Consider the following 14,473-nt stretch of genomic DNA (forward strand, 5'->3'; position numbering starts at 1 on the left):
GCGCCGGCTTGTGCGGCGTACCCGGCGAGCCGACCTGCCGTTGTTACACTGGCCAGCGGTCCGAGGGGCGGTGTCCGCAGGGGAGGCAGACCGGTGACCGAAAACCGTGGCGCGGTACCGAAATACCTGCAGATCTCCGGCCACCTGCGCGAGCTGATCGAGCGTGGCGAGTTGGCTCCCGGCGCCGAGGTGCCCTCCGAACGAGAGCTCGCCGCCCGCTGGAAGGTGGCCCGGCCTACCGCCGCCAAGGCACTGAACGCGTTGCGCCAGGAGGGAATCGTGCGGTCGCGCCGTGGATCGGGCACCTATGTGGCCGAACGCTTCCCGCTGATGCGGGAGCGCGTGCCTCGATACGGAACGCGCTCTGCCGCAGCCGAATCGGTGATCGTGCTGGCAACGGAGGAGGTCGAAGGACCGCAGGAGGTGACCGACGCGCTCGGCCTACGCGCCGCGAGCACGGTGCTCATGCGAAAGACGCTGTGCGCGGGAGCATCCGGTCCGACGAGGCTCATCACCTGCTGGTTCATCGACGCCGCCCGATCGGAAGCCGTACCCGGCGAGGTCTCGGCACACCTGGAAGCCGCGATCGGACGCACCGCCGCGGTGGTGCGCGAGAGCGTCGGCGCCCGGCTGGCCACCGACGACGAGGGCCGCCATCTCGAACTCCCGGCTCCGTCGGCCGTGCTGGTCGTGCACCGCACAGCGCTGGACGCCGACGGCGTCGCGCTCGAGTACCGCGAGATCGTCCACCCACCCGGCCACGGAACCATCCGACAGGAATATTCCACCAGCTCAGCGGCCGATTTCCGCCGTTGACACCGCTCGAGCGCAACTGGCATAGTCCACTTGTCGGAAGTGTCGAAGGGGTGGGGAGTGGCGATGTCCGATCAGTTGACCATGGGCGGCTGGTTGATCGTGGGGGAGCACTGCTCGGTCCGCCGGGCCCCGCTCCCGCATAACGACTACCTCGCGTTCGTCTTCGAAAGCAGCGGTACGGAATTCGAGTTGGCCTTGGCTCCCGCCATCCTCCACCGCATGGTCGACCTCGGCTCCGCCCCGCCGGCACCGTGACGTGTCCGAACGCGTCCACGGTGATGCTCGGAGACTGTTTCCGGACCGCCGGTGTAGCCGCGAGGGTCTTCCCATACGCTATGACAGTCGTCATGAACAGGGGAGGAGAAGTGATGGCCGAGACGCCGCAGGCGCGTGAGCGGATGGTGGCAGGCGCGGCCGACATGATCCGCCGCCGCGGCCTGAACGCCACCAGTGTGCGGGAGCTGGCCAAGCATGCCCAGGCGCCGCTGGGCTCCACCTACCACTACTTCCCCGGCGGCAAATCCCAACTGGCCGCGGAAGCCGTGCGGTTCGCCGACGCGCTGGCCGCCCGCGAACTCGCCGACGGCCTGTCGGCCGGTCCGGTCGCCGGACTGCGGTCGTTCACGGACATGTGGCGAAAGATCGTGGTGGACAGCGATTTCCAGGCGGGATGCCCGGTGCTCGCCGTCTCGGTCGAAGACCGGGTGGACGACGACCGGCCACAGCGGGCCGCCGCGGCCGCGTTCGAGAACTGGGCCGGGCTGCTGGCGCGGTCGCTGCGCGAGCACGGCGCGAGCGACGTCGACGCCGAGCAGACCGCCACCCTGGTCGTGGCCGCGATGGAGGGCACGGTGGCGATGTGCCGGGCCGAACGCAGCACCCGCCCGCTCGATCGGACCGTGGACAAACTCGAATTCCTGATCCGCGCCGTCACCGTGGGCTGATCATCCGGCCGAGCGAACGGATCGGATGCCGACAGTTCAGCGCCCGGCCGCGGCGACGGGTTTCGTCGCGCTGACGTACTGCAGCAGGCGATGGACCCGCTGGTCGATCTCCACCAATCCGTGCTCGGCGAACAGCGCAGGGAACGTCCGGGTGCCGAACACCCGCAACCCGCTCCAACTGCCCACCACGCGGCTCACGTCGCCCAACGGGTTGGCGGCCCGATGGCTGGTGGTGATGGCGATGCGGCCACCTGGGGCGAGCACGCGGATCATCTCGCGGGCCGCGACGAGCGGGTCGGGGATGAGGTAGAGCGCGCCGAAACAGCAGACCGCGTCGAAGGTCCCGTCCGCGAACGGGAGGGTGCGCGCGTCGCCGCGCAGATATCCGACGCGAGGCCCGGCGTTGTCGGCGACGGCGCGCGCCAGCATCGGCTCGGAGTAGTCCAGGCCGATCGCGTAGCCGTCGCCGGACAGCGCCTCGCTGAGGTATCGGGTGAAATTGCCCGGTCCGCAGGCGATGTCGAGCACCTTCTGCGCGCCGCCGAGCCGCAGGGCGGCGACGGCGTCGCGCCGGTCCGCCGCGGTGGTGCGGCCGCTGGCGAGATAGAACAGCGTCGGCCGCCAGGCTCGTTCGTACACCGCGGCCAGCGCCGGGGCGTTCATCGTCTTTCGTGCGAGGTTCACCGGCATCGCGTTCCTCAGGCGCGATCCACCGTGATGGTCATGCCCGCCGCGCGCAGCCGCTCGGTGAGCGCGTCGCCCATCGCCGCGGCGGGCGTGAGCACGCCCGCGAGGTCGGGTTGCTTGTCGGTGTCGAATGCCAGGCACAGGCCGCTCTCGCCGAGCAGCACGGCGGTGGCCTGGTATCCCGGGTCGCCCTTACCGGCGAAGGTGGCCACGTATTTCGCCCCCGAGGTGGTGTGGGCGAAGGTCTTCATGCTGAACCAACCGCTGGTGCGGGCCTTTTCGCTGGGCCCGGTACCGGGCTTGGGCAGCACGCGGTCCAGCAGCTTGCGGCCCGCGGAGGCCCGTGACAGCAGCGCGCCCGCGGTCATGCCCGCCACGATGCCGCCCGCCATGCCGGCTGCGACGAGCGGCGCCACCCGCGAGCGTCCCGCGCTCATCACTTCGCGGTAGCGGAAGTTCTTGCCGTACACCCAGCCGAGCAGCCCGTTGGTGCGGCGCACGATCTTGGTGTTGTGCGCGGCCATGACGAACGTGCTCACCCACCCGTCCAGGCTCGGGTCGATGGCGCTGGCCCGCGACAGCGCCTGGTCGGTCTGGCGGCCGACGTCGGGATCCATCGACTTGTCCGGGCTCAGCGAATACGGGTGCGACAGCACCTTGCCCTTGGCCGGGTCGGCGGCGATCGCCTCCATCATGGCGCGGCCGGAATCGATCGTGCCGCCGCTGACGCCGCCCTTGAGCGAAGCCACCAGAGTGGTGTCGACGAGCTCGCCGGTGTTGTCCTCGACTGTGCGGCGGTAGAGCTGGTAGACGCTCAGATCGGACGGAATCGAGTCGTAGCCGCACGAATTCACGATCTTCGCACCGCTGGCGACGGCCTGTTCGTGATGGGCGTCGATGGCGTCCCGGATGAACAGCGGCTCACCGGTGAGGTCGGCGTAGTGGGTTCCGTTCGCGGCGCAGGCCGCCACCAGCGGCATCCCGTAGCGCAGGTACGGGCCGACGGTGGTGACGACGACCTTGGTGCGCGCGGCCAGCTCGTCCAGTGCGGTCCGGTCGTTCGAATCGGCCACCACCAGGCCCCAGTCCGCGGCTTTCGGCCCGAGCCCCGCACGCACGGCGGTCAGCTTGTCCAGCGACCGGCCGGCCAGCGCGACGCGCGCCGATTCCGGTGCGGCATCGGCGAGATACTGCGCGGTCAGCTTGCCGACGAAGCCGGTCGCGCCGAAGAGGACTAGGTCGAATTCCCGAGTGTCTGCCATGGTCTTCCGTTCTGCGGTCGTGTCGCCGGTCGGCGGCTACTTCGTGGTCTTCTTGCGTGGCCGTCGCGGCGCGGCGTGCGGGCGGTCGGCGAGCCAGGCGTGATGGGCGCGGCCGAGCTCGGTGACCGGTGGTTCGTCGTAGAGCCATTCCCGGGCGATGCGATGCCAATTCGCGGTGCACCCGAGCTGGCCGAGCATGCCGAAGGTCAGGAAGTCGGCGCGGCGGGAGAAGAGGTGCTCGGGCGGCAGATTCTGCTGCTTCATGCCGGTGAACTCGCTGGCCCTCGGGTCCACCGCGAGCAGGAACGCGCCGCTGGCCAGCTCGGGGGTGATGGTCAGTTCCTCGTCGACCAGACACCATTCCGAGGCGGCCAGCACGTACTCCAGGCACTCCTCGGCGCCGATCTCCTGCGGCGAATCGATGACGCCGCGCTGGACCATCAGCTCGCGCAGGTCCTCCGCGCGCTCTTCGGCGGCGGCGCGCAGGCAGACCAGCTCGAACTGCACGTGCTCGGGGTCCATCCGGTTGAACAAACCGAAGTCCAGGAAGCCCACCCGGCCGTCCGCCGCCAGCAGCACGTTGCCGGGATGCGGGTCGCCGCAGAACTCGTTGAAGGTGAACAGCGACCCCACGTAGAACCGGTAGATGATCTCGCCGATCCGGTCGCGCTGCGCCTGGGGCAGCTGCCGGATCTCCTCGAACCCCTTGCCCTCCACGTACTCGGTCACCAGCACCCGCGTGGTGGACAACTCCGGCAGCGAGCGCGGCACGATGACGAACGGGTGCTCGGCGTAGATCGCGGCGATCTGCAATTGGGTGGCCGCCTCGGCCCGGTAGTCGAGCTCGGCCTCCATGTTCAGTCGCAGTTCGTCCAGCACCGCCGGCGTCACCCACGGCATCGCGGACTGCAGCACGCGCCGGAACATGGCGAGGTTCTTCAGGTCCGCGCGCACGGCGATGTCGATGCCGGGGTACTGCACCTTCACCGCGACCTGGCGGCCGTCGTGCAGGCGCGCTCGATAGACCTGGCCGATCGAGGCGGCGGCGACCGGCTCGGCGTCGAATTCGGCGAAGATCGCCTCCAGCGGCTTGCCGAAGTCCTCCTCGATCACCTGGCGCATGGCCGCGAAGGAGACCGTCGGCGCCGCGTTGCGCAGCACGGCCAGCCGTTTCTGGAAACGTTCCCGGTGGTCCTCGGGGACCAGGTCCAGATCGAGCACCGACATCATCTGGCCGAGCTTCATGGCGACGCCCTTCATGGTGCCCAGCACCATGACCACCTGCTCGGTGGTGCGAATCATGGATTCCTCGGCCATCTTCGCCCGGACGGCCTCGGATCTGCCCCGCATGGTCAACCGCGTGCGCTGGGTGCGAAGCACCGAACTGGCTGCTACCGCACCCAGCTTGGTGCCACGAGCAAGCCGAGAGGTCGGTACTTGCTTCGCCATCGAGGTACCTCCGTTGGTGCCGCGGTCGGTGCGACGGACGCGCGGCGGTGGCCTGCGGGACCGGGAGGATCCGCGCGGACCGCCGTCGCGTACGGCGCCGGGCGGTGACGCAGCGCACTCGGCGCACCGCTCGGGTTCAGACTAACCAACGTTTCGGCAAAGTCGAGAGCGCGTGGGAACTTCAGCAAGCAGTCCAGCTAGCACCTGGGCTCTACCCCGGATCAGGTCTGCGCGGGCGTCTCGGGGTCGGGCAGCACGTGCGGCTGCGCGTTGAATGCCGCGGGGGAGCCGCCCGCGCGGGCCATGCCCTCGATGGCGCTCCAGGCGAGCATGGTGAGGTAGTCGATCACGGTTTCGCGCGACATCGACTTGTTCGTCGTCCACCAGTGCGTCGCCAGTTGGATGCCGCCGACCAGCACGTACGACGCCAGCGCCGCGCCCTCGGTCTCGACGCCCCGCTCCTTGGCGCGCTCGGTGATCACCGCGCACACCACCTCGGCGAAGAGTTTCTCGAACTCCGCCAGCGAGGACTGGTCCGCCGAGCCGTTGCCCATGATGAACCGGTAGACCTCCGGGTCCTCGTCCACCGTGCCGACGTACTCGGCCAGCGCCGAGCGGACCAGCTGGTACTCGTCGGCGTCCAGGCTGATCGCGCCGTACACCCGCGGCATCAGCGTGGTCTCGATGAACCGCTGCATCGTCGCGTGGACCAGGTCGTTCTTGTCGGAGAAGTAGCGATAGAGCACCGTCTTGGACACGCCGATCTCCGCGGCGATCTCGTCCATGCCCGCGTTGCTGCCCCTGGCGCGCACCGCGGCCAAGGTGCCGTCGACGAGTTCTTCGCGCCGATCGATCTTGTGTTGCCGCCACCGGCGCTTGCGGCCGTCCATCCGGCCGCCGCGCACCGCCGACGGTCGCTCGCCGATATCGACAAGGTCTTCGGTGGACAGCGTGGGCTCCCTCGTTCGTGTGTTTTCTCCGGTGGCTACCAGCTTAGGTCCCCGATACCCGTGATATGCGCGTTTGGGCCCGGATGCGGTAGGAACCACAGCGCCGGGCGCGTCGGATGTGTGCATCTCCACTCGTCCGCTCGCCCCTGCGCCGAGCACAGCAGAATGGGAGGTATGGAGAAAGCTCCCGGCAACACCGCGGTGATCGACGCCCCCGCCGCGCCTGCCGCCGCGCCCTTCGGCTTGGCCGCCGTGCTCGACGAGGCGGCCAAGCGTCGTGACCTCTGGCGGATGAAGGCGTTCGCCACCGGCATGCTCGGCCTCGCCACCGCGATCTACCTGTTCTGTCGCTGGACCGAGTCCAGGGGCGCGGGCGGCGACTGGGTCGGCTACCTGCGTGCCGCCTCCGAGGCGGGCATGGTCGGCGCGCTGGCGGACTGGTTCGCGGTGACCGCCCTGTTCCGCCACCCGCTCGGCCTGCCGATTCCGCACACGGCGATCATCCGCCGCAAGAAGGACCAGCTCGGCGCCAGTCTCGGCACCTTCGTCGGCACGAACTTCCTCGCGCCGGAAGTGGTGTCGGCCAAGGTGAATTCCGCGCAGGTGTCCTGGCGGGTCGGTCGGTGGATGGCCGATCCCGGTCATGCCGCGCGGGTGGCGCAGGAGAGTTCGACGATCCTGCGGGCCGTCGTCGGTGTGCTGCGCGACGAGGACGTCGAGCAGGTCATCGACAACACCATCGTCAAGCGGATCGCCGAGCCGCTGTGGGGCCCGCCGATCGGGCGGGTGCTCGCGGAACTGCTCGCCGACAACCGCCAGCTGGCGCTGCTGGACCTGCTGGCCGAGCGCGCGCACCAGTGGGCGCTCGGCTCGCAGGAGACCATCGATCGGATCGTGCTGCGCGACGCCCCGCAGTGGGCGCCGAAATTCGTCAACATTCTGCTTTCCGAGCGGATCTACCGGGAACTGGTCGAGTTCACCTGGAAAGTCCGCTCCAACCCGGAGCACGAGGTCCGGCTCGCCGCGAATCGGTTCCTGGAGGAATTCGCCGAGGACCTGCAATTCGACGACGCCATGATCAAGAAGGCCGAGCGCATCAAAGCGCAGATCATGGGGCGCGAGGAGATCACCGGACTGGCCTCGGCCACCTGGCGCGCGGCGAAGCGGCTGATCCTGGAATCCGCCGACGACCCGAACAGCACGCTGCGGCGCAAGGTCGCCGAGAACGTCCAGCAGCTCGGCGAGCGCTTGCGCGACGACGCGGACATGCGCGCCAACGTCGACAGCTGGATCGACCGCGGCGCTCGGTACCTGGTGGAAAACTACGCGGGTGAGATCAGCACGCTGGTCACCGACACGGTTGCCCGCTGGGATGCCGAGGAAGCAAGCAAGAAGATCGAATTGCAAGTGGGCCGCGATCTGCAATTCATCCGGATCAACGGAACCGTCGTCGGTTCGCTTGCCGGACTGGCGATCTACACGATTTCCCATCTGATGTTCGGCGGCTGATCCCCTGGCACGCGGAACGTTTGCCGAAACACTGCTAGCAGACTGCTTGCAAGAGTTAGCACCCTGCCCTAGAATCGAACCCGTACAACCGCCAGAAGGTGAGTGATGGCAGACCAGCCCGAGGTTTCCGCCGAGTACGCCGACAGATCGAACGAGCACTCGTCCGAGGTCGGGGAACGAGGAGGGCGCGTCGTCAGTGCGGCGCACGACATCGGAGGCTTCATCCGGGCGCAGCGAGAAGCCGCGCAGGTCTCGTTGCGTCAGCTCGCCCAGCTGGCGGGGGTGAGTAATCCGTACCTCAGTCAGATCGAGCGCGGACTGCGCAATCCGTCCGCCGAAGTGCTCACGCAGATCGCGAAAGCGCTGCGGGTCTCCTCGGAGGTCTTGTACGTACGGGCTGGCTATCTCGAGCAGCGGCCGCACAGTCCGGTCCGGGACGCCCTGCTTGCCGACACGTCGATCAGTGAACGGCAGAAGCAGGTGCTGCTGGACATCTATGAATCGTTTCGCCGGGAAAACGGAGGAAACGAGGCAGGGGGGGACGTATGGGACAGCGACGTTCCGCGCACGACAACCGAAACTCCGCCACGCCAGGAGAACGAAACACCATGACAGAGAAGAACGCCACCGTCACCAAGCCCTTGCTCGCCACCGTCGGCGCGGGTGACGCCCTCTACGCCGCCGTCAACGACGTCGTCGCGCAGGTGCGCGAGCGCACCGTCGCGACCGAGGTGCAGACCAGGGTGGAGGAGGCGCGCGAGCGCTTCGCCAACGTGCCCGCCGATGTGCAGGCCCAGTTCGAGTCGCTGCGCGAGCGGCTGTCCGGGCTGCCGTCGGAGCTTCCGGACGACCTCGCCGAGCTGCGCGAGAAGTTCACCGCCGAGGAGCTGCGCACGCTGGCCGAGAAGTACTACCGCCAGGCGCTCGACATCTACGCCGACCTCGCCGTGCGCGGTGAGGAGACCATCGAGCGGCTGCGCGCCAACCACCTCGTCGAGGACCGGATCGGCAAGGTCGAGACCATCTACGGCGACGCGGTCAGCCGCGCCGAGGACGTGCTCGAGCGCGTCAACGGGCTGCTGGGCCGCCCGGCCAAGGTGGAGGCCGAGACCCGGACCGAGACCGCGGCGGACGTCGTCCCCGCGCCGGTGGTCGAGGCCGAGGTTGTCGAGGTGACCACCGAGTCCGCCCCGGCTCCCGTCGCGAACGGCGCGGCGAAGAAGGCTCCGGCCAAGAAGGCCGCTCCGACGGCCGCCAAGAAGGCTCCGGCGAAGAAGGCCGCTCCCCCCAAGGCCTGAACCGCCCGCTGACGCTGCCCGGCGCCCCCGTACACCCCTGGTGTGCGGGGGCGTTGCTTCTATGATGGGTGGGGTGAACATGGTGCACGGACTGACCGGGATGATCCTGCTGGTGCTGTGGCTGGCGGCGCTCGGTGCGACGATTTTCGCGCTGATCCACGCCGTTCGTCAGCGTCCGGACGCGTTCACTGCGGTGGACAAGCTGACCAAGCCGATCTGGCTGGGAATTCTCGGGGCGGCTGTGCTCGTGCTGGTCCTCTTCCCCGCGGGTCTGGGCCTGCTCTCCTTCGCGGCCATCATCGCGACGGGCATCTATCTGGCCGATGTCCGGCCGAAGGTGGACGAGGTGCAGCGGGGTCCGCGCTGGTGAGGGCGCACTTCGTCGACTGGTAAGAGTGCTTGCACTAGCAAGCGGTGCGAATCGGGGTTACTGTATCTATCAGTAACACAAAGGAGTGTCCGATGCGTGCCCTGCTGCCGACCGCGTTGACGAGCTTCCCGGGTCTGCTCCGGAGCTTGCGCGACGCGCACAGCGCCGACCTGCGTTCCCGTACCTACCGGACCGCGGCGTTCAACCCCCCGAACGCGCCCCGCGAGGTGATCCCGGTCCGTACCGGGGACGGAGCCCTGCTGCGCGTACACGCCTATGGACCGTCCGATCGCCCGGTCATCGTGCTCGTCCACGGCTGGACCTGCTGCCTGGAATATTGGAACCCGCAGATCAACGCGTTCGCCGGCGACTACCGGGTGATCGCCTACGATCAGCGCGGCCACGGCGAGAGCGAATACGGCTCGCGCGAGTTGACCATGGACCTGCTGGCCGACGACCTGGCCGCGGTACTCGACGCCGCGCTCGCGCCCGGACAGCGGGCCGTGCTGGTCGGCCACAGTCTCGGCGGCATGACGCTGCAGGCGTGGGCCGGACGCTATCCCGAGCGGGTCGCGCGGCAGGCGCTCGGGGTGCTGCTCACCAATACCGCGGCCGACCGGCTGATCCTGGAGACCACGGTGGTACCGCTGCTGAACCGGCCGTGGCGGCTGCTGCAGTTGAAGGTGCCGCTGCCGTTCCTGTTCGGCAGGCTGGGGCTCGGCGCACCGATCGTCTTCCCGCCCATCGCGCCGGTGCGCTGGCTGTTCGCGCGCCAGATCCTCAGTACCGCGGCCGAAGGCGAGTTGCTGGACTTCAGCATGGCCATCGTGCGGTCGTGCCCGGCCTGGGTGCGTTCCAGGTTCGGCTACCTGCTCGCCACGATGGACGTGGGGGAGTCGGCGCGCGAGCTGGTGGTCCCCACGACGGTGCTCTCCGGCCAATACGACGACATGACCCCGCCGGTCCACTCCGAGCGGATCGTCGACATGCTGCGGCAGACCGGCAGCCTGATGCGCTACCAGGTGCTGCCGACCGGCCATCTCGGCAATGTCGAGGCCTACGAGCGGTTCAACGAGGAACTCCGGCGCCTGCTCGCCGTCGTGGGCGAACGTGCCCGCGCCGACCTCGCGGGCTGACCCGCCGAGGCCGGGTTCGGTCGCCGGTCAGGAGAAGACGACCGTCCGGCGGCCGTGCACCAGCACGCGGCCCTCCAGGTGCCAGCGCAGTCCGCGCGCCAACACCACCCGCTCGATGTCGCGGCCTTGGCGGACCATGTCGCGCACTTCGTCCGCGTGATCGATGCGGATGACGTCCTGCTCGATGATCGGGCCCGCGTCCAGTTCCGCGGTGACGTAGTGGCAGGTGGCGCCGATCAGTTTCACGCCGCGGGCGAACGCCTGGTGATACGGGCGAGCGCCGACGAACGAGGGCAGGAAGCTGTGGTGGATATTGATCGCCTTCCCGGCCCAGTGCTCGCACAGTTCGGCGGGCAGCACCTGCATGAACCGCGCCAGCACCACGGCGTCCGGGTCGTGCGCGTCCACCAGGGCGCGGACCTCTTCGAAGGCGGGACCGCGCTCGGCCGGGTCCTTCGGGAACGGCACGTGATGGAACTTCACCCCGTGCGCCTCGGTCATCGCGGCCAGATCCGGGTGATTGCCGATCACCGCCTCGATGGTGGCGGGCAGCTCACCGCTGGCGGCGCGTCCGAGCAAGTCGTGCAGGCAGTGACCGTCCTTGCTGACCAGCAGGACCGCGCGGCGGCGCGCACCGGAGTCGAGCAGCTGCCATTCGGTCTCCGGACCGAGGCCGGCCGCCACCCCCGCGAACCGGTCGCGCAGTTCCGCGAGCTCGAACGGCACCGTGCCCGCCTTGATCGCCTGGCGAGTGAAGAACCAGCCGGTATCCGGGTCCGAGTGATACCCCGCCTCCACGATCGAGCCGCCGAACTCGGCGATGAACGACGTGATCCCGGCGATGATGCCGGGACGGTCCGGGCAGCCGAGCGTCAGCACGTAACGGCGATCGTCCTGAACGGGTGGAGCGGAACTCATGAGTCCATCCTCCCAGGTATGCCGCACGGCATTCGCCCCACCTTCGCTGACCGGGCGAGAGACGCCAAGCGGAACTCGCCGACGTACATGCGAAGTCCGAGCGGCCGGAGTGTCCGTTATCGACCCCTGGGCGTAGTGCTCACAGCGCGGCGCGCTCGGGGCTGCGTCGATTGCACCGGGTCGGCGCTCCGAATATCAGCTGGTAGGCGATTCGTGTCGGAGCCTGGTCAGAGCTCGTAGAACGGCTCCGCGTAATGGAATTCGCCGACGATCTGAGAGTCGTAGGCGGACAGGGTGCGGACCTGGAAGTGGCTGATCCACGCGGGATCGTCCGGGGTGATGCCGAGGCGGGCGGCGGGGACGAAACCGAAGCGCGGGTAGTACTCCAGGCTGCCGAGCAGGCCGATCAGCGGTTCGTCGAGCGCGTCGGCGGCCCCGAGGGCCGCGTGCATGAGAGCCGACCCCACTCCGGCACCCTGGTGGTCGGCGAGGACGCCGATCGGGCCGAGCGCCAGCACGGGAAAGGGGCCGACCGCCGCCCGGGTCAGGCACAGGTGGCCGACCACGCTGTCGTGCTCGATCGCCACCAGCGAGAGCGTCGGGATCCAGCCCTCGTCACTGCGTAACCGCGCGACGAGCCCCACCTCCGGCGGATCGGCGCTGCCGTGGTCGCCGGGCACGCCGACGCCGTCAGGGTGCTCGGCACGGGCATAGTGCGGTGCGAATGCGCTGCGATGCACCGCCGCGATCGCAGCGGCGTCGTCGGCGCGTTCGCGACGGATCAGCACGGTCGTCTCCTCCCGAACGAAGTAGGGCCCATCCGCACACACTGGTCGGTCGGTCGACCGTGGCGAAACGTTCTCCGATGCGCCATCAGCTACGAGTGTGCGGGAAGTGCCGCCGGGCGCGCAACGGAATTCGCGTCCGGTGTGCCAGACTCTCACCCCATGGCAAGTTCCACGTCGCTGACCAGGGCCGAAGTGGCCGCCATGATCGATCACACCTTGCTCGCCCCGGAGGCGTCTCCCGCCGATGTCGACGCGCTGATCGAGGACGCGCGGGCGATGGGCGTGCTCGCGATCTGTGTGTCGCCGTCCATGTTGCCGGTGCGCGCGCCCGGGCTCGTGGTCGCGACGGTCGCCGGATTCCCCTCGGGCAAACATCATTCGCTGGTCAAGGGCGCCGAGGCGCGGCTCGCGGTGGACCAGGGCGCCGCCGAGGTGGACATGGTCATCGACGTCGGCGCGGCGCGGGCAGGCGATTTCACCGCGGTGCTGGCCGACATCGTCACGGTGCGCGAAGCGATCGGCGATCGGGCGTTGCTGAAAGTGATCATCGAATCGGCCGCGCTGCCGGACGACGCGATCGTGCATGTGTGCCAGGTCGCCGAACGCGCGGGAGCCGATTTCGTGAAGACCTCCACCGGTTTTCATCCCGCTGGCGGAGCGAGCGCGCACGCGGTGCGACTGATGGCCGAGACGGTCGGTGGCAGGCTCGGGGTCAAGGCCAGCGGCGGCATCCGGACCGCCGAGGCCGCGGCGGAGCTGATCGCCGCGGGCGCGACCCGGCTCGGGCTGTCGAAATCCCGCGAGGTACTCGACGGCTTCGCACCCTGACCGGCCGCCGGAAACCTCGGGCGGGCAGTCGGTTCGCCCCGGAGCGCCCGCTTGACCCCTCGAAAGTGTTGCGGCGGCACGACCTTCAGCAGCGCGCGTCGGAGCTGTTACCCGCCGGCTCGAGCTGGGTCCGCCCACCGGCCAGTCGCACCTCGACGCCGGAGTCGGTGACCTTCACCTCAGTCGCCGTCAGGCCGAGCGGGTAGCTCTGCAGGCTCTCGGTGAAGATGTCCACGATGCTCTGCACCAGATCGGCGGGCAGGCCGATGCCGAGCAACTCCGCCGACATCGTCTCCACCTGCACCGCGCCGTTCACCAGCTGCGGCTTCAGCTGGAGTTCGGCGAGACCGCCGAGCACCGAAAGGGTGAGCATGCCCGTGCTCGCCGAGGAGGTCACACCGCTGACCATCCCGCCGAGGGTCTCTTTGATGCCCTCGTTGCTCCACGTGACGTCGGCGGAAGAGCTGTCGATCACGGCCCCGTTCGGGTCGTGCACGTCGACGTCGCGGAAGACGGAGTGCACCACCATGCCGACGGCGGGGCCGAACTTGGTGTCGGCGCTGTCCACCCGCACCGAGGGCACCTTGCCATCGATCCACGTGATCAGCATCGGCTTGGGACCGAAGCTCACGTCGATCTTCGACCCCATCTCTTTCTCGAACTGCGAGCTGATGCAGCTCGACACCCGGTGCCTGGCGTATGCCTCGCCGCCGACCAGGACCGTGGCGAGCAGAAGCGCTACCACGGTCAGGGCGATCAGCAGGGCTCGCCGGTTGATCGTCGAGGTGGAGGTTGCGTTCGTACTCATGGCGAAAATTCTTCCCGACCTTTCTGTGCCGTCTCTGTGGAGGCAGTGAGGGGTTCGAATGTGACATGAGGCACAAAAACCGAGCGTAGCCTGATGCCCATGGCTGGCGATGTGGCAAGCCGCGCGATCGGATCCGCGGAACAAGGATGGCGTGTTCTGCGCCGCTGGGCCGGTCGGCACGCCGGTTTCTTCACGACTCGGCAGGTGCTGCGCACGGGTTGCGGGGCACGCGTGCGGGCAGGGCTCGCCGACGGCTCGGTGACCAGGGCCGGGGTCGGCATGCTGCGATTGGCCGAGTGGCCGGAGGGGCCGCTCGACGAATACGCGATGTGGGCGGCCTGGTTCGACGGCGCTTCGGTCGTCTCCCACCACAGCGCGGCGGAGCTGCACGGGCTCGGCAGCCTGCGCCCGCGGTTCCTGCACCTGTCGGTGCGCGCGGGACGTCCGCCGGTGACGCCCCGGCTGGTGGTCGTGCGCCGCGCGCTGACCGGCGCCGAGGTGGAGTCGGCGGGCCCGTTCCTGGTGACGACACCGGTGCGTACGGTGCTCGACCTGGCCGAGGGCGATATCGGGCAGGCCGCGCTGGACGAGGTGGTCGCCGACGCGGTCGCCATCGACCGGTGTGCGGGCGCGGAGATCACCGACGCGGGGGCGCGCTTGTCGCCGCGCGCCGCGCGCCGGGTGTACCGGGCGCTTGCCGTAGCGTGACG

The 14,473-nt window shown here is 69.1% G+C and carries 17 protein-coding genes; 10 read left to right on the plus strand and 7 right to left on the minus strand.

Translation table 11 applies throughout. The features are described from left to right. Positions 1-93: 93 nt before the first annotated feature. The 3 genes from HOV91_RS00845 (at position 94) to HOV91_RS00855 (ending at position 1,760) form a co-directional block, all read left to right on the plus strand. Positions 94-816: a GntR family transcriptional regulator gene (locus HOV91_RS00845; RefSeq protein ID WP_174183444.1), complete on the plus strand. Its 723-nt coding sequence runs from the start codon at positions 94-96 to the stop codon at positions 814-816. Between the two features lie 63 nt (positions 817-879). Next, the gene (locus HOV91_RS00850) at positions 880-1,071 is read left to right on the plus strand and encodes a hypothetical protein (protein WP_174183445.1); all 192 of its coding nucleotides are present in this window, start codon (positions 880-882) and stop codon (positions 1,069-1,071) included. Positions 1,072-1,163: 92 nt separating this feature from the next. Further along, the gene (locus HOV91_RS00855) at positions 1,164-1,760 is read left to right on the plus strand and encodes a TetR/AcrR family transcriptional regulator (RefSeq protein ID WP_246349635.1); all 597 of its coding nucleotides are present in this window, start codon (positions 1,164-1,166) and stop codon (positions 1,758-1,760) included. A gap of 36 nt (positions 1,761-1,796) precedes the next feature. On the opposite strand, the gene HOV91_RS00860 is transcribed toward HOV91_RS00855, so the two are convergent. The 4 genes from HOV91_RS00860 to HOV91_RS00875 all read right to left on the minus strand — a co-directional run bounded on the left by HOV91_RS00860 (position 1,797) and on the right by HOV91_RS00875 (position 6,063). Continuing rightward, positions 1,797-2,450 (minus strand): class I SAM-dependent methyltransferase, encoded by a 654-nt coding sequence (locus HOV91_RS00860; protein ID WP_217439161.1) that lies wholly within the window; start codon positions 2,448-2,450, stop codon positions 1,797-1,799. A gap of 8 nt (positions 2,451-2,458) precedes the next feature. Beyond that, positions 2,459-3,709, minus strand: coding sequence for a saccharopine dehydrogenase family protein (locus HOV91_RS00865; protein ID WP_174183447.1), 1,251 nt, complete (start codon positions 3,707-3,709; stop codon positions 2,459-2,461). A gap of 36 nt (positions 3,710-3,745) precedes the next feature. Next, a complete protein-coding gene (locus tag HOV91_RS00870) occupies positions 3,746-5,158 on the minus strand; it encodes an ABC1 kinase family protein (RefSeq protein WP_174183448.1) in 1,413 nt (470 codons plus the stop codon). A 221-nt stretch (positions 5,159-5,379) separates the two neighbouring features. Further along, on the minus strand, positions 5,380-6,063 hold the full coding sequence (locus tag HOV91_RS00875) for a TetR/AcrR family transcriptional regulator (protein ID WP_174183539.1): 684 nt from the start codon (positions 6,061-6,063) through the stop codon (positions 5,380-5,382). Between the two features lie 219 nt (positions 6,064-6,282). On the opposite strand from HOV91_RS00875, the gene HOV91_RS00880 reads away from it, so the two are divergent. From HOV91_RS00880 to HOV91_RS00900, 5 genes are all read left to right on the plus strand, one after another. Then, positions 6,283-7,617: a DUF445 domain-containing protein gene (locus tag HOV91_RS00880; protein WP_174183449.1), complete on the plus strand. Its 1,335-nt coding sequence runs from the start codon at positions 6,283-6,285 to the stop codon at positions 7,615-7,617. A gap of 105 nt (positions 7,618-7,722) precedes the next feature. Continuing rightward, entirely contained in the window at positions 7,723-8,229 is a 507-nt protein-coding gene (locus HOV91_RS00885; RefSeq protein ID WP_174183450.1) for a helix-turn-helix domain-containing protein, read from the plus strand. Beyond that, a complete protein-coding gene (locus HOV91_RS00890) occupies positions 8,226-8,915 on the plus strand; it encodes a heparin-binding hemagglutinin (RefSeq protein ID WP_174183451.1) in 690 nt (229 codons plus the stop codon). Before HOV91_RS00885 ends, HOV91_RS00890 begins: the two co-directional genes overlap by 4 nt. Before the next feature lie 79 nt (positions 8,916-8,994). Then, on the plus strand, positions 8,995-9,285 hold the full coding sequence (locus tag HOV91_RS00895; protein ID WP_280474403.1) for a DUF2516 family protein: 291 nt from the start codon (positions 8,995-8,997) through the stop codon (positions 9,283-9,285). 92 nt (positions 9,286-9,377) lie between these two features. Then, positions 9,378-10,421, plus strand: coding sequence for an alpha/beta fold hydrolase (locus HOV91_RS00900; RefSeq protein ID WP_174183453.1), 1,044 nt, complete (start codon positions 9,378-9,380; stop codon positions 10,419-10,421). Positions 10,422-10,448: 27 nt separating this feature from the next. Here HOV91_RS00900 and purU read toward each other — a convergent pair whose 3' ends face one another. Further along, positions 10,449-11,339: a formyltetrahydrofolate deformylase gene (gene purU / locus HOV91_RS00905; protein WP_174183454.1), complete on the minus strand. Its 891-nt coding sequence runs from the start codon at positions 11,337-11,339 to the stop codon at positions 10,449-10,451. A 227-nt stretch (positions 11,340-11,566) separates the two neighbouring features. Then, the gene (locus tag HOV91_RS00910) at positions 11,567-12,127 is read right to left on the minus strand and encodes a GNAT family N-acetyltransferase (protein WP_174183455.1); all 561 of its coding nucleotides are present in this window, start codon (positions 12,125-12,127) and stop codon (positions 11,567-11,569) included. A gap of 159 nt (positions 12,128-12,286) precedes the next feature. Here HOV91_RS00910 and deoC point away from each other — a divergent pair, with 159 nt between their 5' ends. After that, positions 12,287-12,955, plus strand: coding sequence for a deoxyribose-phosphate aldolase (gene deoC / locus HOV91_RS00915; RefSeq protein WP_174183456.1), 669 nt, complete (start codon positions 12,287-12,289; stop codon positions 12,953-12,955). Between the two features lie 85 nt (positions 12,956-13,040). Here deoC and HOV91_RS00920 read toward each other — a convergent pair whose 3' ends face one another. Further along, positions 13,041-13,763, minus strand: a complete 723-nt coding sequence (locus HOV91_RS00920) for an LmeA family phospholipid-binding protein (protein WP_174183457.1) — start codon at positions 13,761-13,763, stop codon at positions 13,041-13,043. 99 nt (positions 13,764-13,862) lie between these two features. Between HOV91_RS00920 and HOV91_RS00925 the strand changes: the two genes are divergently transcribed. Continuing rightward, entirely contained in the window at positions 13,863-14,471 is a 609-nt protein-coding gene (locus tag HOV91_RS00925) for a type IV toxin-antitoxin system AbiEi family antitoxin domain-containing protein (protein WP_174183458.1), read from the plus strand. Positions 14,472-14,473 lie beyond the last annotated feature (2 nt).

This window comes from Nocardia barduliensis (genome assembly GCF_013315795.1).
GTDB lineage: Bacteria > Actinomycetota > Actinomycetes > Mycobacteriales > Mycobacteriaceae > Nocardia > Nocardia barduliensis.

Coding starts and splice junctions, on each gene's coding strand:
- HOV91_RS00895 (WP_280474403.1), top strand. CDS start 8,995: ATGGTGCACGGACTGACCGGGATGATCCTGCTGGTGCTGTGGCTGGCG.
- HOV91_RS00860 (WP_217439161.1), bottom strand. CDS start 2,450: ATGCCGGTGAACCTCGCACGAAAGACGATGAACGCCCCGGCGCTGGCC.
- HOV91_RS00900 (WP_174183453.1), top strand. CDS start 9,378: ATGCGTGCCCTGCTGCCGACCGCGTTGACGAGCTTCCCGGGTCTGCTC.
- HOV91_RS00885 (WP_174183450.1), top strand. CDS start 7,723: ATGGCAGACCAGCCCGAGGTTTCCGCCGAGTACGCCGACAGATCGAAC.
- HOV91_RS00890 (WP_174183451.1), top strand. CDS start 8,226: ATGACAGAGAAGAACGCCACCGTCACCAAGCCCTTGCTCGCCACCGTC.
- HOV91_RS00850 (WP_174183445.1), top strand. CDS start 880: ATGTCCGATCAGTTGACCATGGGCGGCTGGTTGATCGTGGGGGAGCAC.
- HOV91_RS00880 (WP_174183449.1), top strand. CDS start 6,283: ATGGAGAAAGCTCCCGGCAACACCGCGGTGATCGACGCCCCCGCCGCG.
- HOV91_RS00920 (WP_174183457.1), bottom strand. CDS start 13,763: ATGAGTACGAACGCAACCTCCACCTCGACGATCAACCGGCGAGCCCTG.
- HOV91_RS00925 (WP_174183458.1), top strand. CDS start 13,863: ATGGCTGGCGATGTGGCAAGCCGCGCGATCGGATCCGCGGAACAAGGA.
- HOV91_RS00870 (WP_174183448.1), bottom strand. CDS start 5,158: ATGGCGAAGCAAGTACCGACCTCTCGGCTTGCTCGTGGCACCAAGCTG.
- HOV91_RS00865 (WP_174183447.1), bottom strand. CDS start 3,709: ATGGCAGACACTCGGGAATTCGACCTAGTCCTCTTCGGCGCGACCGGC.
- HOV91_RS00855 (WP_246349635.1), top strand. CDS start 1,164: ATGAACAGGGGAGGAGAAGTGATGGCCGAGACGCCGCAGGCGCGTGAG.
- purU (WP_174183454.1), bottom strand. CDS start 11,339: ATGAGTTCCGCTCCACCCGTTCAGGACGATCGCCGTTACGTGCTGACG.
- deoC (WP_174183456.1), top strand. CDS start 12,287: ATGGCAAGTTCCACGTCGCTGACCAGGGCCGAAGTGGCCGCCATGATC.